Origin of the sequence: Embleya scabrispora DSM 41855, assembly GCF_000372745.1 — a bacterium.
Lineage (GTDB): Bacteria > Actinomycetota > Actinomycetes > Streptomycetales > Streptomycetaceae > Embleya > Embleya scabrispora.
Window position 1 is genome coordinate 101,585 of record NZ_KB889607.1, and the last position, 24,649, is coordinate 126,233.

Here is a 24,649-nt window from a genome sequence, read left to right on the forward strand (position 1 = left end):
CTACCGTCGGTTCGCGGTCGGGCACGTGGAGTCGTCGAGGGTGAGGTGAGCCAGGACGCCTCGACCGCCGGCGAAGGTGACGCCCGGGATGGCGAAGTCGCGGGATTCCTCGTGGAAGCCCAGGGATTCGTGCAGGCGCAGCGAGGCGGTGTTGTGGGCGTTGGTGAAGTACCAGGCGGAATCCGCACGTTCGGCGATCCAGGCGAGGCGGGCCCGGGTCAGGCACAGGCCCAGGCCGGTGCGGCGGGCGGTGGGGGCGACCACTATTCCGGCCAGGTAGTAGCCGATGGGGGCCGTCGGTGACGGATCGAGGTGTACCGCGCGGGCGTAGCCGACCACCGGGTCGGCGGGGTCCGAGGTCTGCGTCGCGACCAGAAAGCAGCCGTCCGGACGGTCGAACCATGCCCTGACGCGCGCCCGAAGGTCGGGTTCGGCGCCCGCGGGACCACCGTCGTGCAGCGCGAGCAACGCCGCGCACGCGTCGAGATCGGTGGCCCGCACGCTCCGAACGACGAGGGTTCGCGGTGGCCTCACCCGACCCACCCCCGCGACACCAGGTATCCCGCCTCCCGGTCGAAGCCCAGGACCGTGGCGCCCTCGTCGAGCAGACCGCCCAGCACCTCGCGCGCTGCCGCCCGCCAGGATCGGGCCGCCTCGGGGTCCGTACGGCGCATGGCCTCGATGTCAGCCGGCACCGCGACCAGCACGACGTCGGCCCGGGTGTCCCCGACCACCGGCCACCCGTCCCGCACCGTCAGCGCCGACACGGCATCCGCGGGCGGCTCGATCGGCATCCACTCGCGCCGCACGGCCGCCCGTACCCTCGGGTCGTTCAACTCCCAGACCACCAGGACCCGGTCACTCGCATCCCCGCTGTTGACGGTGTCCACCATGTCGCCGTAGAAATTCGGCAGGTACTCCACGGGTCGCGCGCCCAGCTTGGCCAGGTTGAAGTGGGCGTTGCGGCGGACCAGCGGATCGTACGTCCAGGTGATCCGGCGCAGCCCGCGTGCGAGCGCCCACTCCCGCTGGTGCGTCTTGAGCGCGAAGCCCACCCCGCTCCCGGTCAGCGCACCGGTGACATGCGAGTGCAACGTCTCGCCGATCGGCGCGCCGAAGAACGCGACCGCCGCGCCGACCAGCACGCCGTCCCGATAGGCCCCGGCGACGTAGTTCCCGGCATGCGCGAAGGCCCGCAGCAGTTCGATGCCCACCGGCGGCCCCTGGCCCGGCACGGGTGGCCAGATACCGCCGTACAGGTGCTCGACGTCGCGAAACTCGCCGAGCGTACGCAGTTCCCGCACCTCCACGTCCTGCGCGCGTGCCCGCGCGGGTGTCTGCGTATCCGGCTGCGTCTCCGGCTGGGTATCCGGCTGCGGCCGCGTGGTCCGCGCCCGTGCCTGCGTGTCGCCCCGCCCTCGTGCCTTCGAATCGTCCATTTCGTCCGCACCGCCCTTCACTCGGCCCGCCCCACGATGTGTGCGATTCTCGCCGGGCCCACCGGGGCCTCGGCTACCCCGAGAGCACCCGGTCCGAACGACGCGCACCGATACACAACTCATCGGTAACCACTTTGCGCGCAAACTAAGTCACCTCTGTCGCGTGCATCAGCAAGATCTTTGCGTCTTTTCCCCGATATCTCGCAAGGTACTTGCGTCCTGACGGCGCCGTTGGTGTGCTTGCCGAACCCCGCCCCCACCCATCCGCCCCCACCCCATGGGGCTTCGACGGAGGCTTCCGTGCGCACAGATCAGGCTTCGCCTTCGCTTCCGGCTCCCGCATCGCCGCCCCCCGCATCGCCCGCCGCGGCCTCCGTGTCCTTGGACGACAAGTACGCCGCCGAGCAGGGCCGCGTGCTGATCTCGGGTGTGCAGGCGCTGATCCGGCTGACCCTGGAGCAGCGCCGGCTGGACACCGAGCGCGGACTGAACACCCGAATCTTCGTCAGCGGGTACCAGGGTTCGCCGCTCGGTGGTGTGGACCTGGAGATGGGCCGCGCCAAGCGATTCCTGGACCCGGCCGGTGTGGTGTTCCAGGCGGGGCTGAACGAGGAACTGGCCGCGACCGCCGTCGCCGGGACCCAGTTGGTGGACCAGACCCCGGGCGCGCGGTACGCCGGGGTGACCGGCTTCTGGTACGGCAAGAACCCGGGCCTGGACCGGGCCGCGGACGCCATCCGGCACGCGACGATGGCCGGTACCGCCCCGCTCGGCGGCGCGGTCGCGTGGATCGGCGACGACCCGGGCAGCAAGTCGTCGACCGTGCCCAGCTCGTGCGAGCCGATGATGGAAAGCCTGTCGATGCCGCTGCTCGCGCCCGGAACGGTCGGCGAGATCGTCGAGTTCGGCCTGCACGCGGTCGCCATGTCTCGCGCCTGCGGCCTGTGGACCGGCCTGAAGATCGTCGCCGACATCGCCGACGCGTCGACCACGGTGGACGTGTCCGAGTGGGGCAAGGACATCCCGGTCCCGGTGGCGACCAAGCGCGGCACGCTGCCCACGCTGGTCGGCCCGGCGGCGCTCGACGCCGAGCACGACCTGATCACCCGGCGGCTCGACCTGGCCCGCGCGTACGCCCGCGAGCACCGCCTCAACCGGATCGTGCACGACGCCCCGGGCGCCCGCCTGGGCATCCTCGCCGCGGGCGTGTCGTTCTCGGTGGTCCGCCGCGCACTCGCCGACCTCGGCCTGGACTCCGACGACGCGCTCGGCGTGCGGTTGATCCGCATCGGCATGCCGTTCCCGCTGGACGACGCCGAACTGGCCGAACTCACCGCCGGCTTGGACGAGGTCCTGGTGGTCGAGGACAAGGTTCCGTTCCTGGAGGCCCGCCTCAAGGAGGCGCTGTACCGCCGGCCGGACGCGCCGCGCGTCGTCGGTCGCCGTGACGACACCGGCCGCCCGCTGCTCACCGCGCGCGGCACACTCGGCGCGGACGACGTGGCCCGCGCCGTCGCCGCCCGGATCGGCACCGACAACCTGCCCGCGTCCGCGACCGCGTACCTGGCCACGCTCGCGCCCAAGCGCCCGTCGCGGATCGCGCTGCCGATGCTGGCCTCGCGGACCCCGTACTTTTGTTCCGGCTGTCCGCACAACGCGTCCACCCGCACCGCCGACGACACCCTGGTCGGCGTCGGCATCGGCTGCCACGTGATGATCGCACTGGACGGCAAGGGCCGAGGGCATCAGCTCGGACTGACCCAGATGGGCGGCGAGGGCGCGCAGTGGATCGGCCTGATGCCGTTCACCGACGACAAACACTTCGTACAGAACCTCGGCGACGGCACCTTCCATCACTCGGGCTCGCTGGCGATCCGGGCCGCCGTCGCGGCCGGCGCCAAGATGACCTACAAGCTGCTGTACAACGACGCGGTCGCGATGACCGGCGGCCAAAAGGCCGAAGGGCGCCTGGACGTACCGGCGTTGACCCGCTTGCTCGCGGTCGAGGGGGTGCGCCGGGTGGTGGTCACCACCGACGACCCGCGCAGCTACCGCGGGGTTCGGCTCGACCCGATCGCCAGTGTCCGACACCGCGACGAACTCTCGGCGGCCGAGGTCGAGTTGGCCGCGCTCGACGGGGTCACCGTGCTGATCCACGACGACCGCTGCGCGGCCGAGGAGCGCCGACTGCGCAAGCGTGGGCAGTTGCCGACGCCGGCCGAGAAGGTGGTGATCAACGAGCGGGTCTGCGAGGGCTGCGGGGACTGCGGCGACAAGTCCACGTGCCTGTCGGTGCAGCCCGTGGACACCGAGTTCGGCCGCAAGACGCACATCCACCAGGGCTCGTGCAACTCGGACTTCAGCTGCCTGAAGGGTGACTGCCCGTCCTTCCTGCTGGTCGAGCCGGGCACCCGCAAGGCCCGGGAGATACCCGACCTGCCCCTCGAACCGGGCCTGCCGCAACCCCGGTTCGCCGACGCCGACCTGCTTGTGCGGATGCCCGGCATCGGCGGCACCGGCGTGGTGACGGTGTCCTCGATCCTCCAGATGGCCGCGCACCTGGACGGGCTGCACGCGGCCGGCCTGGAGCAGACCGGTCTGGCCCAGAAGGGCGGCCCGGTGGTGTCCGACCTGCGCATCTCGAACCGGCCGATCGACGGCGCCCTGCGCGCCTCGCGGGCCGGCGCCGACGTGCTGATCGGCTTCGACCTGCTCGGCACCGCGGCGGCGAGCAACCTGGCCACCGCCGACCCGGAGCGCACGATCGCCGTGGTCAACACCGCGATCGTGCCGACCGCCGCGATGGTCACCAACCAGATCGCGCTGCCCGGTTCGCCGACCGAGACGCTGGAGCGGATCGACGCGGCCACCCGGCGGGCCGACAACCTGTACCTGGACGCCCTGGGCCTGTCCGAGGCGCTGTTCGCCGACCACATGCCGGCCAACATGATCCTGATCGGCGCCGCGTTCCAGCACGGCTGCCTGCCGCTGAGCGCGGACGCGATCGAGCAGGCGATCACCCTCAACGGCGCGGCCGTGGCCAAGAACCTGGCGGCGTTCCGCTGGGGTCGGGCGATGGCCGTGGACCCGGCCGCGGTACTGGCCGCCGCCGTCGCGGCGCCGCCGCGCGCGGTGGTCGAGGTCGACGCGGCCTCGATCGCGCTGGCCGACGGCACGGGCGGCGACGCGGAGCTGCGCGAGGTGCTGGGCACTCGGATCGCCGACCTGACCGGCTACCAGGACACGACCTACGCCCGCCGGTACGCCGACGACGTGCGCGCCATCCGGACCCTGGCGGTCGAGCGGGCGGGCGCGGCGGCCGGCGAGCGGGTCGCGGTGGCCTATGCGAAGGCGCTGCACCACCTGATGGCGTACAAGGACGAGTACGAGGTGGCCCGCCTGCACCTGGACCCGGTGGAACAGGCCCGGCGAGACGCGGAGTTCGGTCCGGACGCGGCGGTCTCGGTGCTGCTGCACCCGCCGGTGCTGCGCTACCTGGGAGTGAACCGCAAGATCCGACTGCGCCGCACGGCCGGTCCGGCCTTTCGGGCGCTGCGCGCGGCGCGCGGCCTGCGCGGGACCCGCTGGGACCTGTTCGGCTACGCCGAGGTGCGTCGGGTGGAGCGCGAACTGGTGCCGCAGTACCGGGGCCTGGTCCGCACGGCGCTGCGCGAGCTGTCCGCGACCAACGTCGACGCGGTGGTCGAATTGGTGGCGCTGCCGGAGACGATCCGCGGCTACGAGGAGATCAAGCTCGCCCGGGTCGCCGAATACCGCACGGCGGCGCGGACCGCGCTGGCCGCGTTGACCGCACCCGCGGCGGTCGCGGACACCTCGGGCTCCTCGGACGCCTCGGACACCGAGCTCGTCGCGGCCGGCTGACCCGCCGGCTCGTTCGCTCCGGCCGGCCCGCCCGATCCGGGCCGGGCCGGCCGACTTCTCACACCCCCTCATCCCCCCGCCGCCCCCGACCTCCGGAGCAGCCGTGACCGTCGACCGCCTCCTGCCCACTCGGGACGCCGAGGACCTGCTCGATCTCACCCGTACCGTCGCCGACCGCGAACTCGCGCCCGTGGCCGCCCGACACGAACGCGCGGAGTCCTACCCGGAAGGGTTGTTCGGCGTCCTGGGCGAGGTGGGCCTGCTGGGTCTGCCGTATCCGGAGGAGGACGGCGGCGGCGGTCAGCCGTACGAGGTCTACCTCCAGGTGCTGGAGGAACTCGCGGCGCGCTGGGCGGCGGTGGCGGTCGCCACCAGCGTGCACACGCTGGCCTGCTTCCCGGTGGCCACCTACGGTTCGCCCGCCCAGCGCGAGCGGTGGTTGCCGCGGATGCTGGAGGGTCGGCTGATCGGCGGCTACAGCCTGTCCGAACCGCACGCGGGCTCGGACGCGGCGGCGATCATCTGCAAGGCGCGCCCGGTCGCCGACGGCTACCGGATCAACGGCACCAAGGCGTGGATCACGCACGGCGGCAAGGCGGACTTCTACGCCCTGTTCGCCCGTACCGGCGAGGGCAGTCGGGGCATCTCGTGCTTCCTGGCGCCCGGTGCTGCCGAGGGGCTGGCCTTCGGCCGGCCCGAGGAGAAGATGGGCCTCAACGCGGTGCCCACGACCAGCGCGTTCTGGGACGGCGCGGTCCTGGAGCAGGATCGGCTGATCGGCGCGGAGGGGCAGGGTCTGGCCATCGCGTTGAGCGCGCTGGACTCGGGCCGGCTGGGCATCGCGGCGTGTGCGACGGGCCTGGCCCAGGCCGCGTTGGACGCGGCGGTGGAGTACGCGAACGAACGCACCGCGTTCGGCCGCCGGATCGTGGACCACCAGGGCCTGGGCTTCCTGTTGGCGGACATGGCCGCCGCCGTCGACTCCGCACGCGCCACCTACCTGGACGCGGCCCGCCGCCGCGACCTGGGCCGGCCGTACAGCCGGCAGGCCAGCGTGGCGAAGTTGATCGCCACCGATGCGGCGATGAAGGTCACCACGGACGCGGTCCAGGTCTTCGGCGGTTGCGGCTACACCCGTGAATTCCCGGTCGAGCGCTACATGCGCGAGGCCAAGGTCATGCAGATCTTCGAGGGCACCAACCAGATCCAACGCATGGTGATCGCCCGCCAGTTCGCTCGCTGAGCGGAGTCTGCGGGTCACCGGGCGCGGCCGGCGATCACGTGGTCCGGGTCAGAGCGCGACGACTTTGAGCATGGTCACCACCAACACGCCGCTGCTGACCTCGTATTCGGTGATCACGCCCGCGAGGCTCGCCGAGCGGCGGTCCTTGTCGCCTCGGATGGGGGCGCCGTGGGCATAGGGGTCGCGGGCCATGTCGTTGACGGCGGCATCGAAGCTACGACGTAGCGCGGCGGGCATGGCGTTGTACTCGTTGCGGGCGCGGTCGGAGTACTGCACGTAGTAGCTGCTCATGGCTGCACCGGGTTTCCGTGAACGTCCACGACGCCGGTGAGGTCGCCGGACCGGATGCGGTCGGCGTCGGCTTCGATACGGGCGCGCTCCTCGGGAGGGATTGCCCAGTGCACGGCGATGGCGGCGACCAGTCGCAGGGGCGCGTCGCCGATCTCGCGATCGAACTCGGCGCGCTGGTCCTCGGGGAGGGCGGCGCGGATGTCGTTGAGAGTGCCGGGGAGCTCGGCAGGTCGGCCGTCGATCGTGGTCGTGATCGTGGGCCGGTCGGGGTCGCGAAGGTCGTCGTCCATGCCGACAGCGTGGCACCACGGCACCGGCGACCGGTAGCCGGCGCACACGGGCGGCGTACGCGACCGGGTGTGCGCCGCCCGCTTTCGGGCGCAAGCCTCCCCCGATCGCATCGACGATCGGGGGAGGTCGCGGCGGTCCTGAGGACTTCCGGTCAGCCGACCCGGATCCCGGTGACGGCTTGGAGTTCGGGGAGGTAGCCCTGGCTCTGTCCGCTGCTCGTGGGGTGGTACGACTCGTCCACGGGCAGCGTGACGCCGTGGATCCAGGCGTTGGACGCGCAGACGCCGTGTCCGGCGAAGCGGGTGCGGACGTCGGCGAAGTCGGCGTGCGCGGCGCCGGCGCGCTGCCTGGTGATGTCGGCCAGCGTGTCGGCGGCCTGGTCGAGGATGGTGCGCTTGAACTTGCTCAGGCCCAGGAAGCACGAGCCGAGTTCGAACAGGCGTGGGTAACCGAGCACGACCAGGCGGGCGTTGGGCGCGCGGTTGCGGATCTGCGTGTAGGTGGCGTCGAGGTCGGCGGGAAGTTTGTCGGTGGCGTAGGTCTTGGCCTTGGCGACGGCGATCGAGCAGTCGTTGTCGGAGGCGAGTACGCAGGTCTTGATGGTGTCGACGAAACCGGCGTCGTTGCCGCCGATGCTGATGGTCACCAGCGAGGTCGCGGAGTTCAGCACGGAGAGTTGGCCGGCGCGCACGTCGGCGGTCTTGGCTCCGGAACAGGCCACGAAGGCGAAGCCGCCGGGGTGGCTGCGGTTCCACAGGGCCGGATAGGCGTTGGCGCTGCGCTTGCAGGCGCCGCTGTCGGAGAGGTAGTTGCCGGCGCCGACGCCGGCGCTGTACGAGTCGCCCAGCGCCGCGTAGTTCGTGGCGGAGGCGGCGCGGGCGGTCGGCGCGACGAGCGCGGTGCCGGCGATGACGGTGACGGCGACGGCTGTCGCGGACAGGGTGCGGGGCAGCGAGAACACGAATGGTCTCCTCGGCGGACGTGGGGACGTCGTCGGAGGCGTCGACGGGCATTGCGCTGCTGCACCCGAATCCGTTGACCCGTCGAACCGCACGAGGCGGAACGCCCGTTGGACGTCCGGCTCTTCCGCAGTCGTCGCCCTTGGCACTCGATGTGGAGACTCATCGTCCCGCGCCCGAATCACCGCTGTATAGGCGGGTTTCAGCCTGGCGGCGGACGATCACCCGCCCGCGATCACGGCCTTGAGTTCGGCGAGCGACTCCCGGACGACCGCCGCCGGGTCGCGCTCGCCGGATCGGCGCCGGAACAGGCCCCGGCGGGCTCGATCCTGCACGGGGTCGCCGAGGGGGGTGTCCCGATCCGGCGCATCGCCGAGCTGATCGGCCGACACCTCGACGTCCCGACGGCGGCCATCGCGCCCGAGCGGGCCGCCGAGCACTTCGGCCGGCTGAGCGCCTTCTTCGCGGCCGACGTCCCCACTTCCAGCGCGCTCACCCGCGAACCGCCGAACCGGCGGCCGACCGGCCCCGGCCTGGTCGACGACCTCGACGAGGGCCACTACTTCCACGGTCCGTCGAACCCCTGCGGCGACCCGGCCGCGGGGCTGCTCAGCGGCGCGTCAGGTCCGGGCGCAGGCGTTGCCAGGTGGGGTTGCGGAGTCGTCCGGTCGTGGTCCGGCCGGAGACGGTGACCTCGGCGACCAGGCGGGGGTGGACCCACTGGGCGCCGGGGACGTCCACGAAGTCGGCGAAGGGTGTGTCGGGACGGGAGAGCGCGCCCAGGTATTCGCCGAGTTCGCCGCGTTCGGCGGCGGTCAGGCCGTACTCCACGGTGCCGGCGAAGCGCAGCCCGTCCGGTGCGTCGACACCCACGAGCAGGCTGCCCGGGAGACCGCGCAACTCGCCTCGGCCCTCGACCCAGCCGCCGATGACCACGTCGTGCGTCTCGATGTGCTTGGCCTTGATCCAGTCCGGTGAGCGCCGTCCGGGCTGATAGTCCGAGGACAGGCGCTTGGCGACGATGCCCTCGTAGCCGTTGCGCAGGCTCGTCGCCCAGGCGAGTTGCATGTCGCCATCGGTCCACTCGGGCGTCGACCACCGGGGACCGGCGAGGTCGAGGCCGGCCAGCAACATCCGGCGCTCGCGGTAGGGGGTCGACAGCAGCGACCGGCCGTCCAGATACATCACGTCGAAGAGCATCAGGTGTACCGGCGCGTCCATGGTCAGCCGGGCCACCTTGCGCGGGTTGACCACGCCCATCCGCTGCCGGAGCAGTTCGCCGTCGGGCCGTCCCCGGTCGTCGAGGACCACGAGCTCGCCGTCGAGCACCGCCTGCCGCTGCCCGTGCTGTTCGCCCAGCCCGGCCAGCTCGGGGTAGGTGCGGGTGACGTCGGTACCCTCGCCGGACACCAGCCGTACGGTCCGGTCGCCCGCACAGTACGCCACGGTACGGGCGCCGTCCCACTGGATCTCGAAACCCCAGTCGAGGTCGTATCCCTCGCCCGGCAACGGCGCCTCGGTGGCCAGCATCGGCTCGATCTCGGGCAACACCGCGTGAACTTGATCCTGACCGGCCATGCCTCGATCATCGGCGGGGCATCCCGGAGCCGCCGGCGGAGCCCCCGCCGGGATTCGTACGCCTGTTCGATCCGAAGCTCGCGACCCGCTCGTCCCGGACCGACGCCCCGCCGACGCCGGGAGCCATTCGAGCGAGCGCGGCGCCGTCGTACCCGGCGCCCGGCCGCTCAGCGGGTCCGCGGCCGGTCCGCGGTCGCCGAGATCACCTCGGCGATGCGTGCCGTGACCGCCGCCTGGTGGTCGGTCAGATAGAAGTGGCCACCGGAAAAGCTGTGCAGGGCGAACGTGCCGTTCGTGTGGTCGCGCCAGGACATCGCCTCGTCCAGGGTGACCTTCGGATCGGTGTCGCCGGTCAGGACGGTGATCGGGCACTGCAACGGCGCGGCGGGCGTGCAGGTGTACGTCTCGATCGCGCGGTAGTCGGCACGCAGCGCGGGCAGCACCATCTGCAACACCTCCTCGTTCCCGAGCAGGCTCGCGTCCGTGCCGCTCATCGAGCGCAGCTCCGCGGCCAGCCCCGCGTCGTCCAGCAGGTGCAGCCGCTCGTCGCGCCGCCGGTCGGGGGCCCGCCGGCCGGAGGCAATCAGCGCGGCCGGCCGCACACGCAGCCGACGGGCCACCTCGAAGCCGATGATCGCGCCCATGCTGTGACCGAACAGGACCAGCGGGCGCTCCTCGTCCAGCCATGGGTCCAGGGCGGCGGTGATGTGGTCCGCGAGCGTGCCGATGTCGTCGATCAGCGGTTCGGCGCGTCGATCCTGGCGGCCGGGATACTGCACACCCAGCACCTCGGCCCGTCCCCTGAGCGCCGCCGACAGCGGGAACCAGAAGCTCGCCGAGCCGCCCGCGTGCGGCAGGGCGACCAGGCGCGGGAGCGGATCGGGCGCCGGGTGGAATCGGCGGATCCAGGCGTCCGATACGGCGGAGACGGTCGTCATGACGAGCCCTTCTTGATCTTGGCTGCCGTGGTCGTGGCTGCCGTGGTCGTGGCTGCCGTGGTCGTGGCTGTGGTCGCTGTCCTGGTCGGCGCTGTCGTCGCCGCTGTCGTCGCCGGCGAAGCGACCGTGCTCAGCCGGCCAGCGAGTCCGTACGCGCGCCCAGTGGTTCCACGCCGGTGAGCACCGCGTGCTGGACCTCGCGCAGCGCCCGGGAGGGTTCCAGGCCGAGCAGTTCGCGGAGTGCGCCGCGGGTGCCGTGGTACACCGCGAGCGCGTCGCCGCGGCGGCCGCAGTGGTACAGCGCGACCATCAGGTGCCGGGCGAAGTTCTCGTGCAGCGGATACTCGGCGGTCAGCGCGTACAGCCGGGCGACGCTCTCCCGATAGCGGCCCAGGGCGAGGTCGGCCTCGACCACCAGTTCCAGACACTCCAGCCGGGACGCCTCCAGGCGCGCGGCGTGCGCCCGCACGATCGGGCCGTGCGCGACACCCGCGTAGGCAGGCCCCCGCCACAGGTCCAGCGCGCTCGTGAGGGTCTCCGCCGCCTCGTGCTGACGCCCGGCCCGCAGACCGGCCCGGCCCCGGTCGACCAAGCCGTGGAAGGCGTCCGCGTCCAACCGGTCCGGTCCCGTGTGCAGGACGTACCCGCCGGCACACGTGGCCAACGGGCCGCTGCGCGCGGGCCCCGAGGCACCGAGCATCGCCCGCAGGCGGGACACGTACACGTGCACCGTGGACTTGGCCCGCTGCGGTCGGGCACCGGGCCAGATCTCGGCGACGATCTGGTCGACCGTCAACAACTGGCCCCGGCGCGCGAGCAGGGCGGCCAGGAGGGTCTCCGGCTTGGGCGCCGCGATCGTCCGCGGCTCGGCGCCGTCGACGATCCGCACGGGGCCGAGAATCTCGTACCGCAACGGCTCTTCCCTCTCTCTGGCAGTCGGGGTCATGCTCACCGGCAGTCCGGTCTTGCTCACTGACGACGGTGGCATATGGCGAGCGCGTCGCGTACCCCTCACCAACCCCTACGTGACCTTGCACGGGAATTACGCGGTAACCGCTCTCGGCCGCGTCTGCCTTCCCAGCACCCCTCGACGCGCTTATGGTCGATCGATGAGCACTGCCCGTTCGCCCGAGCGCGCGTTGTACGCCGTCAGCGACCTCCACGCCGCGATCCCGTCCAACCGCGCACTCGTCGACGGCATCCGGCCCGGCACCGACGACGACTGGATCATCGTCGCGGGTGACGTGGCCGAGCACGTCGAGGACACCCGGGCTACCCTTCGGATGCTCGCCGACCGCTTCGCGCAGGTGGTGTGGGTGCCCGGCAACCACGAGTTGTGGTCGGCGCCGGACGACCCGGTGCAACTGCGCGGCGAGCGCAGGTACCGGCATCTGGTGGCGATGTGCCGGGAGTTGGGCGTGCTCACCCCCGAGGATCCGTTCGCGGTCTGGGACGGGCCGGGCGGTTGGGTCACCGTGGCACCGCTGTTCGTGCTCTACGACTACAGCTGGCGCCCACCGGGCGCGGCCACCCAGCAGGAGGCGCTGGACGCCGCATACGAGGCCGGCGTGGTGTGCAGCGACGAGTTCATGCTGCACCCCGACCCCTATTCGAGCCGCGGCGAGTGGTGCCGGGCACGGGTGGCGTACAGCGAGGGCCGGCTCGCGGCGGCCGTCGATCCGGCCGCACCGTTGCTGATGGTCAACCACTTCCCGCTGGTCCGGCAGCCCACGGACGTGATGTGGTACCCGGAGTTCGTCCAGTGGTGCGGCACCGACCTCACCGCGGACTGGCATCGCCGCTTCCCCACCGCCGCCGTGGTGTACGGCCACCTGCACATCCCGCGGACCACGTGGTACGACGGGGTGCGCTTCGAGGAGGTCTCCCTCGGATACCCGCGCGAGCGCAAGAACGGGCTGCGGCGGCCGATCCCGCGCCGGATCGTGCCCCCCGAGACCGACGGGTCCGCCGGGACCGCCCGCCCGGGCCGGCAGGCGGGCGCCCGATGACCACCTCGAAAGCCGACGCCGGAGGTTCGATGATCGCCCGTGTGCTGCCGCCCGAGGTCTTCGCCGAGGAAAGCTTCGACGACCCCGACGGGCCGCCGCTGTTCCCGGCCGAGGAGGCGCTGCTGACCAAGGCGGTGGACAAGCGACGCCGCGAGTTCACCACCGTACGCAGGTGCGCGCGACGCGCGTTGGCCCGGATGGGGGTGCCGGCCGCGCCGCTGCTGCCGGGGCTGCGCGGAGCGCCCGGCTGGCCTGCCGGCGTGGTCGGCAGCATGACGCACTGCGCCGGATACCGTGCCGCGGCCGTCGCGGACCGGGCCGTGCTGCTGACTCTGGGCATCGACGCCGAACCCGCGTTGCCGCTGCCCGAAGGGGTATTGACGACCGTCTCCTCGGAGACCGAGCGCAAGCACCTGGCCGACCTGGCCGCGGGCCGACCCGAAATCGCCTGGGACCGGCTGCTGTTCAGCGCCAAGGAGTCGGTCTACAAGGCGTGGTTCCCGCTCACCGAACGCTGGTTGGACTTCGCCGAGGCGGAGATCGAGTTCGACCCGGCGGCCGGCACGTTCGCCGCCCGGCTGTTGATCGAGGACCGCCCGCTGGACGGGTTCGCCGGGCGCTGGCAGGTCGACGCGGGCATCGCCCTGACCACGATCGCGGTGGCCCGCCGGGACTGAGCCGATCGGGTGGGGCTCGGCCCGAGGCGTGCCCGCCGGCCCCACCCGGACACGGCGGTCGGTGCCGTCCGCATCCGTTGGTCGGGGCCGCCCGAACGCCCCGATCCTGGTGGGCTATTCGCTGGTGACCGGCGCGGGCCTGGGCTTCGTCGGCGCGCCCGCGATGTCCTCCGTCTTCGGCTCGGTGGCCCCGGAGTCGGTACCCAGCGCGACAGCGGCGGTCTACCTCGGCAACCAGATCGGCGGCACCCTCGGCATCGCGATCACCGCACTGGTCCTGCAGAACCGCACCGAGAGCCACGCCGTGGTTCCCGCCTTCCAAGGCACCTTCGGCTACCTGATCGCCATCGCGGTGGTGGTCGGCGCGGTCGGCCTGCTGCTGCGCCGAGCACCGGCCGCGTCCACGCCCGCCGAGCCGGACGCGGACGCGTTGCCGGCGGAGGGCAGGCTGCTTCCCGAACCGGCCCGCCAAGAGGTCTGACCGGCCCGGGGCCCGGCCCGCGAACGCCTCGGCGACACGCGGACCGGGCCTGCGCGCCGGCGGCGTCGCCGGAGGGCGGGAGGCGGGGGCCGGGGCGTTCGTCCGCATCGACTCCGCATGGACTCCGCGTCGATCCCCGCGTCGATCTCCGCCCGGAAGATTGTTCGAGCGCGAAGCGTGAGGATTCACCGGCCACGGTGTCCCAAGGAGGCGGGATCCGGCGGGGTGCCGGGCCCACCTCGGGGGGACGCATGCAGGAAATGGCACACGACCACGATCAACCGGACGGTCATGTTCCGGTTGATCTGCGCAAGAGCCCTTCGGCCGCGCGGCACGACGACGAACTCCCGGCCCACGACGGACGGACGACGGTTGCCCGGGTGCCGCTCGATCACCCGACGGACCGAGAAGTGACGGACCTTCGGAAGACGGACCGTCGCGCGACCGACCAACCGACGACAGGTCGTCAGGCCCCCGCGCGCGCACCGGAACCGACCGGCCTGATCTACGACCTGATCCGCTGGCCGATCCGCATCCTCGCGGTGATCGTGTTGTTGCCGATCCGATTGGCCTGGGAACTGCTCAAGGTGCTCGGCCGGGGCACCCGGGACCGGATCCTGTTCCCGGCAGGTCGGCTTCTGGTGGTGCTGGGACGCGCGCTCAGGTTCGCGGTGCGGAACTGGTTCCTGATCCCGAGCGTGCGGGCGATCCTGGCCATCGGGCGCCGGCTCGACATATGGGTGTGGGGGCTGATCCTGGTCCCGCTCGCGAAGGGCGTGCGGGTCGGTGTGTTCGCGGTGGGCCGGGGGTTGCGGTGGCTGGCCGTCGGCGTGTTGTGGCGCGGGCTGCGGCTGTTCGGCCGCTATGCCGTCGTGCTGCCGCTGCGGTGGGTCCGGACCGCGCTGCTGCCTCCGCTCGGCGCCGCGCTGGTTGCGCTCTCCCGATTCGTGATCCGCGCCGCCCACCTGCTGGGCACCGCGACCGCACGCGCCCTGTACTTCCTTCTCGTGGTGCCCGCCCGGTGGGGTTGGCGGGCCGCCAGGGTGCTCGGTCGCGGCTTCGGGCGGTGGCTCCACTACGTACTGCTCGTGCCGCTGAAGTGGCTGTGGCGCGGAGTCGTGGCCGGCGCCCGGGTCGGCCGACGTGGCCTGGTCGTGCTCGGGCGGGGCGTGGGCTTCGTACTCCGGCACGTGGTGCTGACGCCGGCCGGATGGGTATGGCGCAGCCTGGCCCGCGGAGCCGACCTGATCGGGCGCGGCCTGCGCCTGGGCGCCCGCTTCGGCGCACACGCGCTGTACCTCGGCCTCGTCGTCCCGATCCGCTGGGCCGGTCGAGGCACCGTGCGCGCGCTGCGGCTCGCCGGGCGCGGCATCGCGATCGTGTTCGAGGTGGCTGTCGCCCGACCGGTGGTCTGGGCCTGGCATCGGGTCGTCCGCCTCGTCCGCGCACTCGGCCGGGCGCTGCACTTCCTGATCGTGCTGCCGCTGCGCTGGGCCGGCCGCAAGACCGTGCTCCTGGCCCGGCTGATCGGTCGGGCGCTGCGCTTGCTGACCGTGGTGCCGGCGCGCTGGGCCGGCCGCGAAACCATGCGCCTGGGCCGATGGGCCGGCCGCAAGACCATATCGGCCACCCGGTCGATCGCCCGCGGGCTGCGCTTCACGACGGTCCGACCGGCGATCCGGATCGGGCGCCGCACCGTGCACCTGGGCGGCGCGACCGCTCGGACGCTGCGCGTACTGATCGGGCGACCGCTGACATGGGCGAGGACGTCGGTCCTGACACCCACCACGCGCGCGATCGCCCACGGTTGGCACGCGACACTCGGCCCGATCGGCGCGATCTCGCGCACCGTCTGGGCCCAATCCCGCCAGGCCGGCCGCGACGTGCGCCGCGCACTGTCGTTCGGCATGAGGTCGTCCGACAAATAGCCGTGCGGCCTGCCGCCGCGGCCACGAGAGCGCACACCCGACCTGCACCAATAGCCGTGTATTTACCGCCGAAGAGTCCCGGAACCCACGCCAACCATGGGGTGTCCATTACCTACAGTGGCTTCTGGAATGGGGCCGAATCTCGTTGAATGTCGTCGTGGATACGAATGTGGCGACGATTCGGCGTGTGACGACGGTGGCGGACGTGATCGCGGCCGGGGACCTCTTCGACGACCCGGTACGTCCGGACTGGGCGGCCCGCTTCCTGGGCGAGGCGGGGCATCACATCCTGCTCGCCTACGTGGGCGCCACCCCGGTCGGGATGGTCACCGGCGTGGAGACGACACATCCGGACAAGGGCACCGAGATGTTCCTGTACGAACTGGCCGTCGCCGACGACCACCGGCGCCACGGCATCGGCCGCGCCCTCACCGAGGCGCTGGCCGAGCTGGCCCGCAAGCGCGGCTGCTACGGCATGTGGGTACTCACCGAACGCGACAACGAGGCCGCCCTCGCGACCTACCGCGCCGCCGCGGCCGACACCGAATCCGACCACGCCATGTTCGCCTGGACCTTCGACACCTGACCGGCGCCCACCCGTGTCGGGTCGGCCGAATCGGGCACAGATATCCGCGAGCCCGGTCGGCGGGCTCCGGCTCCGGACGCGTCGGCCATCACCCCCCGCAGGGCGCCCGACGACCCGGTCGAGCCCCTCCCGACGCCGCAGGAAGCAGGTGCGTGCCATGGCCGAGGTCGTGCGTGAGGTCGAGCGCAAGTATGTCGCGCCGGGCGGGGTCGGTGTGCCCGACTTCGCCGGGATGTCGGGCGGGGTGCGGGTCGAGGCCGGCAAGACCGTCGAGTTGGACGCGATGTACTTCGACACCCCGGGTCTGGCGCTGGCCGCGCGCGGAATCACGTTGCGCCGGCGGACCGGGGGCGCGGATGCCGGGTGGCATCTGAAGCTGCCCGCCGGGGTGGACGCGCGGGACGAGGTGCGGGTGCCGCTGGGCGCGTCCGAGCGGGAGGTGCCGGCCGAGCTCGCGGTGCGGATCCGGGCGTACACGCGCGACGGCGAGCCGGTGCCGACGGTGCGGCTGCGGACCGTGCGCGAGGTGCGGCTCGTGCGGGCGGGCGGGCCGACCCTGGCCGAGATCGCGCACGACGCGGTGACCGCCGAGGTGTTCGCCGGGTCGGGCGTGACCACGATGTCCTGGACCGAGGTCGAGGTCGAACTGGTGGAGGGTGAGCCGGGGCTGCTGGACGTGCTGGATCGGCGGCTGGTCAAGGGGGGTTGGCGGCGCGCGGAGACCGCGTCCAAGCTCGGGCACGCGCTGGCCGAGGCGGGCCGGCGGGCCGAGCGCCGGGTGGCGAAGCCGCGTGCCGGAAGCGCCGGCGCGCTGGCCCTGGACTACGTTCTCGAACAGGTCGACACGCTGCTCGCGTACGACCCCCGGGTTCGGCTCGACGAGCCCGACGCGGTGCACAAGATGCGGGTCGCCACCCGGCGGCTGCGCAGCGCGTTCCGGGTCTTCTCGAAGGTGCTCGACGAGCGGGTGACCGGCATCCTGGGCGCCGAACTCAAGTGGCTGGCCGCCGAGTTGGGTCGGGTTCGGGATCAGGAGGTGCTTGTCGAACGACTGCGCGAACGCATCGCCGCGCTGCCCGCGGAGGCGGTACTCGGACCGGTGGAGGCCCGGCTGACCGCCTGGGACGCGCGGCGCACCGCCGAGGCCCGGACCCGCGTCCTCTCCGAACTCGACGGCGCGCGCTACTTCGCCCTCCTGGACGCGCTGGACACCCTGGTCGCCCGCCCGCCGTTCACCGCCCGGGCCGGCCAACCGGCCCGCCGCCCGGCCGCGGCGGCCCTGCGTCGCAGCGACCGGCGGATCTCCAGGCGGGCCCGGGTCGCGCTGCGCTCCCCCGCCGGGCGGGCCCGCGACACGGCCCTGCACGAGGTGCGCAAGGCGGCCAAGCGGGTCCGCTACGCCGGCGAGGCCACCCGCCCGGCGCTGGGCAAACCCGCCAAGCAGCTGACCACGCGGGCCAAGGAGATGCAGGAACTGCTGGGCACGCACCAGGACAGCGTGCAGACCCGCAAGGCCCTGCGCCGACTGGCCATCGCGGCCCACGCCGCGGGCGAGAGCGCCTTCACGTGGGGGCTGCTCTACGGCGAGGAAGTCGTGTTCGCACAGCGCGTCGAGACGGAATTCCCGAGCCACTGGCACGACTTCGCCCGCCCCCGGTTGCGCCGGGGGCTGTAGCCGAACACCCCTGTCCGCGGCCTCGATCCGAGTGCGGCGCGGTCACGAGTCGGGCGTTCCGCTTTTGGGTTGCCGGCCCAACCGCTACGGTCGGTCCAGCGCATGGGGCGGGCGCGCGAATGCGCGCACCGAGGGTGTGGGATGCAGGGGTGGGCATGGACGACTGGCGTTTCGACGTACCTACGAGCGGCAGCAAGCACCTGCCCCCGGATCCCGGGTACATCAAGGGACTGGCCAGTCAGGGCTACCGCTTCGAGGAGGCCGTGGCCGACCTGGTGGACAACTCGATCGACGCCGGCGCCTCGGATGTCGTCGTGCACTTCCAGCGCAGCGGCGACCTGCTGACCTCGCTGGTCATCGTGGACAACGGACGCGGGATGACCGAGGCCGAGTTGGACACCGCGATGACCGTGGGCAAGCGGCGCGCGTACGGCGACAAGGCGCTCGGCATGTTCGGGATGGGCCTGAAGGCGGCGTCCTTCAGCCACGCGGAGAGCGTCACCGTGATCAGCCGGGCCAAGCGGGCCGGCACGGTGGGCCGGCGCTGGCGTACCGAGCAGGCGCAGGAGAGCTTCCAGTGCGACATCGTCGAGTTGGAGTTCGCCAAGCGTTTCCTGGACCTGTACGACGAATACGTGATGTGGAACGGCACCGCGGTGCGCTGGGACGGCGTCCGCGACTTCCCCGCACGCGGCGACGCCGGACAGACCGACATCTACCTCACCAAGACCATGCGTTCGCTGGCCGACCACCTCGGGCTGCACCTGCACCGCTTTCTCTCCGACGGGCGAATCCGGATCACCATCGCGGTCTCCGGCACCGACGACGCCACGCCGCCGATGACCTGGCAGGTCCAGGGCGTGGACCCGTTCGGCTACCCGATCTCCGGCCTCCCCGGCTATCCGCGTACGTTCAGCACCGCCCTGGACGGGGTGGGCCCGCTGGAGCTGACCGCCCATGTGTGGACGCCGCGCTCCAACGCCGAGCAATTCCGCCTCCCCGGCGGCATCCTGGCCCGCCAGGGCCTGTACGCCTACCGCAACGACCGACTGGTGCAGGCCGGCGGCTGGCACGGACTGCGCCAGGGCGAGCAGCACCTGTCGCTGGCCCGGATCGAATTCGACCTGCCCGCCGAGTCGGAACACGCGTTCGGACTCACCGTCAAGAAGGCCGAACTGCAGCCGATTCCGGGCTTCGTGGACGCGGTCGAACGTGCCACCGACGCCGACGGGCGCTCGTTCCTGGACTTCCTGAAGGACGCCGAGGGGGCGTACCGGCAGGCACGCACCACCACCCGCGAGCGCAAGGCGGTGCTGCCGCCCGGGAGGGGCTTCGCTCCGGAGCTGCGCGCCGCGATCGAGGAGGAACTCCCGTTCCTGCCCGGCGAGGAGCCGATCGAGGTGCGCTGGGTGCCACTCGGCGGCGACGTGTTCTTCGCGATCGAGCGTGAGGAGCGCCGGCTGCTGCTGAACAAGCAGTTCCGCGCCGCGCTGCTCGGCGGCCGACGTGGCGGCCTCAACGACGTGCCGGTGCTCAAGACGCTGCTGTACCTGCTGATGAACGAGGCGTTCACGGGTGAGCGGATCGGCCCACGGGTCAAGGACAACCTGGACCTATGGCAGTCGCTGCTGCTGGCCGCGGTCAAGAGCGAGACCGCCAAGTACGGCTCCGAGGGCACCTCGTGAGCGCCGACCATCGCAGCAGGCATCTGAGCTGCGACGCGCTGCGCGACCACCTCGACAACCGGATGCCGATGCTGATCCCGGTCGAGGGCGACCCACCGCTGTACTGGCACCTGGAAGCGGGCGGCCTGCGACCGGCGCTGCGGATCCCGGTCCCGCCCGGCACGAAGGCGCCGCGCCTGGGGATGCAGGGGATTCGGGCGGTGTGTGTGTTGGACGGGGGTGAGCAGTTCCTGCACGTTTTCATCGAACAGACCAAGCTGCTCCGTGAGTTCCACATCGTGTGTTGCGAGATCGCGGATCGCATCCAGATGGAGGGCGTCGCGCCGGTGGCGGCGGTGCAGACGACGGTGATGGCTTGGCGCAAGCTGTTGGCCCGAGGTCGGCAGATGTCACTCGAAGAGGAAATCGGCCTCTTCGGCGAACTGCTCACGCTGATCGGCCTGGCGGCGGCCCGGGGTTGGCACGCGGCTGTCGACGCGTGGCAAAGCCCGAAGTGCGCCGACCACGACTTCACGGTCGGCCCTTACGACATCGAGGTCAAGACCGTTGGCGGGCGGGCCCGCGTGCACACGATCCACGGGCTGACCCAGCTCGAGCCGCATCGCGATCGACCGCTGTGGTTCGTCTCGCACATGGTCGAGGAGAGCGACGCCGGACGCACGGTGCTCGGCCTGATCGAGGGCATCCGCTCGATTATCCGAGTACAGGCACCTGGTGTCCTCGACGACTTCGACGCCCGACGTCTGCTGGTCACCGCGGGAGGACACGCGATCCCGCGCGAGCATCGTTGGGCACCGGTCGAAGCCACGCTCGCGTTCCCGGTGGATGCGGACTTTCCTCGACTGACCGAAAGCATCCTCGCACCGCTCCCCGAGTCCCTCATGGTGCGCATCGTGGACATCGACTACCGCATCGACGTCGCCGATCTGATCCCCTCGATCGCGCCCTCCCCCGACGGACTCGACCACACCGTCGACCTGCGCACGCTCCCGCCTGACGTCGCGTCCGACCTGTCCGAGTCGAACTCCGCTAAGGACGAGCCCCGGTGACCGACGACCTCGCGCTGCTCGCACTGCATCGAGCCGCCTTCGGCGGCATGGTCACCGGCCCCAGAAACCTGGCGAAGGCGTTGGCCTACCAGGCCGAGGAACACGGCGGGCCGCTCCCCGACCTCGGCGAGCGGGCACTGCGCCGCCGACTGCACCACGCGCACCCGGACGACCCGTTGCTGATCCTGTGGCGCGACCGGCTCAGCCGCTGGGACTTCGCCGACGGCGAGACCGTGCCGAACACCGGGGAACGCCGCGCCGCGACGTACCAGGCCCTGGGCCTGGATCCGGCGACCCGCGACCTCCTGGACCGGCGCTCGCCGTTCGCCCGCGGCAGCGGCGCCGTGGTGATCACCGACGAGAGCTGGGATCCCTGGTACACCCAGGACGTGGCGCAACACCACAGCCACTACTGGGACGCCTATCGCGCCACCCTGCTCGGCAAGAAATGGGCCCCGGAGGCCGTCGCCGCGCTCGATCGCAACACCACCCGCGTGGTCGAACGGCTCGCCGACCCGACCTGTGAGCAGCCCTACCAGTCCAAGGGCCTGGTGGTCGGCTACGTGCAGAGCGGCAAGACCGCGAACTTCACCGGTGTCATCGCCAAGGCGATCGACGCGGGATACCGCCTGGTGATCGTGCTCACCGGCACCATCGAGGCGTTGCGTGCGCAGACCCAGCGCCGGTTGGACATGGAACTGGTCGGCGTCGAGAACATCTACTACGGCCAGGATCCGGACTCGGGAACCCTCGCGTTTCGCGACTACGACTACCTGGACGACCGGGACCGGCTGGACGGCAAGTTCCTGCGCCATGGTGCGCTGCCGTCTCGGCTGGGCGGCTTCGACATCGTTCGGCTGACCCGGCATCAGGACGACTACCAGGCACTGCGCCAGGGGCTCAGCGCAATGGAGTTCGAGAAGGCCGACCGGTTCACTCCGCTGCACGCGCCGGAGAACCTGCACCGAAGTTCGGCCCGGTTGATGGTGGTCAAGAAGAACGCCTCGGTGCTCAAGAAGCTGGTCAAGGACCTCGGCCGGATCAAGACCGAGCGCGGCGAGATCCCGACGCTGATCATCGACGACGAGTCCGATCAGGCGTCGGTGAACACCTCGGACCCCAGGAAGTGGGCGCAGGACCAGGTTCAGCGCACCGCGATCAACGGGATCATCTCGGAACTGCTCGGGATGTTGCCGCGCGCCCAGTACGTCGGTTACACGGCGACGCCGTTCGCCAACGTGTTCATCGATCCGGCCGACGCCGAGGACATCTTTCCCAAGGACTTCGTCATCTCGCTGGATCGCCCGGACGGCTATATGGGCGTCGCCGACTTCCACGACATCGATTCCACGATTCCCGCCGACGAGCGCACGGTGGCCAACTCGGCCGGTCTGGCCCACGTGCGCTCGGTCCGGCCGCTGCACGATGACGACGACAGCGACCTGTGCACCGCGATCGACATGTTCGTGTTGACCGGCGCGATCAAGTTGTTCCGCGAGGACCACGGCCTCGGCGCCGACCACTTCCGGCATCACACCATGCTCGTGCACGAGTCGGTGAAGACGCATGTACACCGGGACCAGGCCGAGTTGATCAACGCGATCTGGCGCCGCGCGGGCTACCTCGGCTCGGGCGCGCAGGCACGGCTGCGGCAGTTGTACGAGCAGGACGTGCGGCCGGTCAGCGAGGCGCACGCGGCGGGCGCGGCGATCCCCGCGTCGTACACCGACATCGCACCGTACATCGGCATCGCCGCGATGCGGATCGAGGACTCGATCGGCAGTCCGGTCGTGGTGATCAACGGCGACAAGGAGATCGAGCAGCGCACCGCGGACTTCGACCGACAGAAGGTCTGGCGGATCCTGGTCGGCGGCGCCAAGCTCTCCCGCGGCTTCACCATCGAAGGCCTGACCGTCTCCTACTACCGGCGCAAGACGCTCGCCGCCGACACGCTCATGCAGATGGGGCGCTGGTTCGGGTTCCGGAAGAACTATCGCGACCTGGTCCGGCTGTACATCGGCCGGGACGAGGGCGGTCGCAACGGCGACCTGTACGAGGCGTTCGAGGCCATCTGTCGCGACGAGGAGGAGTTTCGCGACCAACTCCGGCTGTACGCCGAACTCGTCGACGGCGCACCGCAGGTGACCCCGGCTCAGATCCCACCACTGGTCACTCAACGGCTGCCGTGGCTCAAGCCGACGGCACGCAACAAGATGTTCAACGCGGAGTTGGTGGAGACCCGGTCGCCGGGGTTGTGGGTGGAGCGTTCGGGATATCCGACGAAGGCGGCCGACCTCCGGCACAATGTCGGGCAGTTCGGCCCGGTGATCGGCGCACTGGGCCAGGAGCAGGTCGAGCTGGCCTTTCCGGTCGAGGATCGACTGCGTCGGTACCCGGCATACCTCGGCCGGATCACGAACTCGCGGCTGCTGCCCGTGTTGCGCGAGCTGCGCTGGTCGGATCCGAGTCAGTTCGGTCCGGACCTGGTGTACCTGGAGAACCCCAGGATCGCCGGTCACATCGAGGATTGGGTTGTGATCGTCCCGCAGCTCCAGGATCCCGATCGTGCCTCGGTGACTTTGCACGGCTTCGGCCCGCTGGCGGTGGTCAGCCGGAACCGACGCACGGGCACGTTGTTCAACAAGGTCAGTCCTCCACAGCATCGTTACGCAGCCCGGCGAATCGCCGGTAGCGGCCCTTCGATCGGCGACCCGATCGCCGACGGCCTGGCCGCGCCGCGTCGTGGCTGCCTCCTGGTCTACCCGACCATGGAGCCGGACCGGAACGAACTCGTGATGGCCTTCGCCCTGGTCCCGCCCAGCAGCGCGATCTCCCCCGATCGCCGCCTCGTCGCCTTCCGAGCCAAGGACTCCTCCCGAGCCGCCTCCGCCATCGTGGCGGCACCGGCCTGACCGGCGCCCGGCGCGCCGAACGGGGCGGCCCACCTCGCGGTGGCGCCGCCCCTTTCATGGCCTCGCCCGAGGGCCGGGCCCGGCCCTCGGATCGTGGTTCTAGTGCACCCAGAGCGACCAGAGGGTGCCGCCGTTGTTGAGACAGAGGTACACCGGGCCGTGCGCCGGTGCGGCCGCGCGGCCGGCCGCGTCACAGGACGCCTGCGACGGGTGGTAGCCGTAGAAGATGAAGCTGCCGCCCGGTGCCGGATCCGCCATCGCGGGCTGCGCGGCAGCCCCCACGCCCAACAACGCCGCGGTCAACGCGACACCCGCCATAGCCTTGCGCATGTGCTCGACTCCATTTCTCGTCCCGAGTGCAACTCGGTTCGCTGGAACGGTAATTCGGGCCCTGCTGTGGTGCCGGCGCGCACGTTGGAGACGCTAGCCGGTGACCGAGAGCCGGGCAATAGGTCTATACCAATCGAATCGATCCACACGTTTCTCACACGTTCCGCGGCCGGCTCGACCCATGCCGCCGCGCGCCGCGCCGGAATGGTTCGCCGACCGCGATCGTTGACCGAAGGACGGCCGGCGATACCACGACCGCCGGCGATACCGGAGGAGACGCGCATGCCGACACCCCTGCGGGGCCACCACGTGACGACCGTGCACAGCACACAGACCGTGACGGTCGAGATCGACGGCGAGGTCGTCGCCCGTTCCGAGCGCCCGGTCGTGCTGTACGAGACCGGGTTGCCGATCCGGTACTACCTGCCGCCGGACGACGTGGACCTGACCCGTTTCAAGCCCACCGACACGCACACCACGTGTCCGTTCAAGGGCCAGGCGTCCTACTGGAGCTACCTCGGCAATGGCGACACCGCTCTGCGGACGGACGTGGCCTGGGCCTACCCCGATCCGATCGACGCGGTCCCGGACATCGCCGGGCACCTGTGCTTCTACGACACCGTCGCCCGGGTCACCGTCGAGGGCGAACCGCCGGCACCGCCGGCCTGATCCACGACGCCGCACGCTCGCGCACAC

Annotated in this window: 22 protein-coding genes; 12 read left to right on the plus strand and 10 right to left on the minus strand. The window is 71.5% G+C overall.

Annotation, left to right across the window (positions count from 1 at the left end; all coding sequences use genetic code 11):
• Positions 1 to 543 (minus strand): GNAT family N-acetyltransferase, encoded by a 543-nt coding sequence (locus A3IC_RS62160; protein ID WP_321184043.1) that lies wholly within the window; start codon positions 541 to 543, stop codon positions 1 to 3.
• On the minus strand, positions 531 to 1,439 hold the full coding sequence (locus A3IC_RS0111420) for a GNAT family N-acetyltransferase (RefSeq protein WP_205353502.1): 909 nt from the start codon (positions 1,437 to 1,439) through the stop codon (positions 531 to 533). The genes A3IC_RS62160 and A3IC_RS0111420 overlap by 13 nt, the downstream gene beginning before the upstream one ends.
• 375 nt (positions 1,440 to 1,814) lie before the next feature.
• Between A3IC_RS0111420 and A3IC_RS53790 the strand changes: the two genes are divergently transcribed.
• The gene (locus A3IC_RS53790) at positions 1,815 to 5,321 is read left to right on the plus strand and encodes an indolepyruvate ferredoxin oxidoreductase family protein (protein WP_020550183.1); all 3,507 of its coding nucleotides are present in this window, start codon (positions 1,815 to 1,817) and stop codon (positions 5,319 to 5,321) included.
• A 103-nt stretch (positions 5,322 to 5,424) separates the two neighbouring features.
• Positions 5,425 to 6,564, plus strand: a complete 1,140-nt coding sequence (locus A3IC_RS0111430) for an acyl-CoA dehydrogenase family protein (protein ID WP_020550184.1) — start codon at positions 5,425 to 5,427, stop codon at positions 6,562 to 6,564.
• A 48-nt stretch (positions 6,565 to 6,612) separates the two neighbouring features.
• Here the strand turns inward: A3IC_RS0111430 and A3IC_RS0111435 are convergent, their stop codons facing one another.
• The 7 genes from A3IC_RS0111435 to A3IC_RS0111465 form a co-directional block, all read right to left on the minus strand.
• A complete protein-coding gene (locus A3IC_RS0111435; RefSeq protein WP_020550185.1) occupies positions 6,613 to 6,855 on the minus strand; it encodes a hypothetical protein in 243 nt (80 codons plus the stop codon).
• Positions 6,852 to 7,145: a hypothetical protein gene (locus A3IC_RS0111440; protein WP_020550186.1), complete on the minus strand. Its 294-nt coding sequence runs from the start codon at positions 7,143 to 7,145 to the stop codon at positions 6,852 to 6,854. Before A3IC_RS0111440 ends, A3IC_RS0111435 begins: the two co-directional genes overlap by 4 nt.
• Positions 7,146 to 7,297: 152 nt before the next feature.
• Entirely contained in the window at positions 7,298 to 8,107 is an 810-nt protein-coding gene (locus tag A3IC_RS0111445) for an SGNH/GDSL hydrolase family protein (RefSeq protein ID WP_020550187.1), read from the minus strand.
• A 219-nt stretch (positions 8,108 to 8,326) separates the two neighbouring features.
• Positions 8,327 to 8,665, minus strand: a complete 339-nt coding sequence (locus A3IC_RS0111450; RefSeq protein WP_020550188.1) for a hypothetical protein — start codon at positions 8,663 to 8,665, stop codon at positions 8,327 to 8,329.
• 49 nt (positions 8,666 to 8,714) lie between these two features.
• Complete coding sequence (ligD, locus tag A3IC_RS0111455) at positions 8,715 to 9,683, minus strand: non-homologous end-joining DNA ligase (protein ID WP_020550189.1); 969 nt, start codon at positions 9,681 to 9,683, stop codon at positions 8,715 to 8,717.
• A gap of 167 nt (positions 9,684 to 9,850) precedes the next feature.
• On the minus strand, positions 9,851 to 10,621 hold the full coding sequence (locus A3IC_RS0111460) for a thioesterase II family protein (protein WP_020550190.1): 771 nt from the start codon (positions 10,619 to 10,621) through the stop codon (positions 9,851 to 9,853).
• Between the two features lie 130 nt (positions 10,622 to 10,751).
• Positions 10,752 to 11,534, minus strand: a complete 783-nt coding sequence (locus tag A3IC_RS0111465; protein WP_020550191.1) for an AfsR/SARP family transcriptional regulator — start codon at positions 11,532 to 11,534, stop codon at positions 10,752 to 10,754.
• Between the two features lie 196 nt (positions 11,535 to 11,730).
• On the opposite strand from A3IC_RS0111465, the gene A3IC_RS0111470 reads away from it, so the two are divergent.
• The 9 genes from A3IC_RS0111470 to A3IC_RS0111510 all read left to right on the plus strand — a co-directional run bounded on the left by A3IC_RS0111470 (position 11,731) and on the right by A3IC_RS0111510 (position 23,623).
• Positions 11,731 to 12,630, plus strand: a complete 900-nt coding sequence (locus A3IC_RS0111470) for a metallophosphoesterase family protein (protein ID WP_052173407.1) — start codon at positions 11,731 to 11,733, stop codon at positions 12,628 to 12,630.
• Positions 12,627 to 13,307: a 4'-phosphopantetheinyl transferase superfamily protein gene (locus A3IC_RS0111475; RefSeq protein ID WP_020550193.1), complete on the plus strand. Its 681-nt coding sequence runs from the start codon at positions 12,627 to 12,629 to the stop codon at positions 13,305 to 13,307. The genes A3IC_RS0111470 and A3IC_RS0111475 overlap by 4 nt, the downstream gene beginning before the upstream one ends.
• Positions 13,308 to 13,368: 61 nt before the next feature.
• Positions 13,369 to 13,788 (plus strand): MFS transporter, encoded by a 420-nt coding sequence (locus A3IC_RS0111480; protein WP_158695911.1) that lies wholly within the window; start codon positions 13,369 to 13,371, stop codon positions 13,786 to 13,788.
• 410 nt (positions 13,789 to 14,198) lie between these two features.
• Positions 14,199 to 15,716: a hypothetical protein gene (locus A3IC_RS0111485; protein ID WP_158695912.1), complete on the plus strand. Its 1,518-nt coding sequence runs from the start codon at positions 14,199 to 14,201 to the stop codon at positions 15,714 to 15,716.
• A gap of 187 nt (positions 15,717 to 15,903) precedes the next feature.
• Positions 15,904 to 16,302: a GNAT family N-acetyltransferase gene (locus A3IC_RS0111490; RefSeq protein WP_020550196.1), complete on the plus strand. Its 399-nt coding sequence runs from the start codon at positions 15,904 to 15,906 to the stop codon at positions 16,300 to 16,302.
• 157 nt (positions 16,303 to 16,459) lie between these two features.
• Positions 16,460 to 17,977: a CYTH and CHAD domain-containing protein gene (locus A3IC_RS0111495; protein WP_020550197.1), complete on the plus strand. Its 1,518-nt coding sequence runs from the start codon at positions 16,460 to 16,462 to the stop codon at positions 17,975 to 17,977.
• A 155-nt stretch (positions 17,978 to 18,132) separates the two neighbouring features.
• Complete coding sequence (locus tag A3IC_RS0111500; RefSeq protein ID WP_020550198.1) at positions 18,133 to 19,662, plus strand: ATP-binding protein; 1,530 nt, start codon at positions 18,133 to 18,135, stop codon at positions 19,660 to 19,662.
• Positions 19,659 to 20,711: a PD-(D/E)XK motif protein gene (locus tag A3IC_RS53795; RefSeq protein ID WP_020550199.1), complete on the plus strand. Its 1,053-nt coding sequence runs from the start codon at positions 19,659 to 19,661 to the stop codon at positions 20,709 to 20,711. The genes A3IC_RS0111500 and A3IC_RS53795 overlap by 4 nt, the downstream gene beginning before the upstream one ends.
• On the plus strand, positions 20,708 to 23,623 hold the full coding sequence (locus A3IC_RS0111510; protein WP_020550200.1) for a Z1 domain-containing protein: 2,916 nt from the start codon (positions 20,708 to 20,710) through the stop codon (positions 23,621 to 23,623). Before A3IC_RS53795 ends, A3IC_RS0111510 begins: the two co-directional genes overlap by 4 nt.
• Before the next feature lie 99 nt (positions 23,624 to 23,722).
• Here A3IC_RS0111510 and A3IC_RS0111515 read toward each other — a convergent pair whose 3' ends face one another.
• Positions 23,723 to 23,953, minus strand: a complete 231-nt coding sequence (locus A3IC_RS0111515; protein ID WP_158695913.1) for a hypothetical protein — start codon at positions 23,951 to 23,953, stop codon at positions 23,723 to 23,725.
• A 282-nt stretch (positions 23,954 to 24,235) separates the two neighbouring features.
• Here A3IC_RS0111515 and A3IC_RS0111520 point away from each other — a divergent pair, with 282 nt between their 5' ends.
• Positions 24,236 to 24,622, plus strand: coding sequence for a DUF427 domain-containing protein (locus A3IC_RS0111520; RefSeq protein WP_020550202.1), 387 nt, complete (start codon positions 24,236 to 24,238; stop codon positions 24,620 to 24,622).
• Positions 24,623 to 24,649 lie beyond the last annotated feature (27 nt).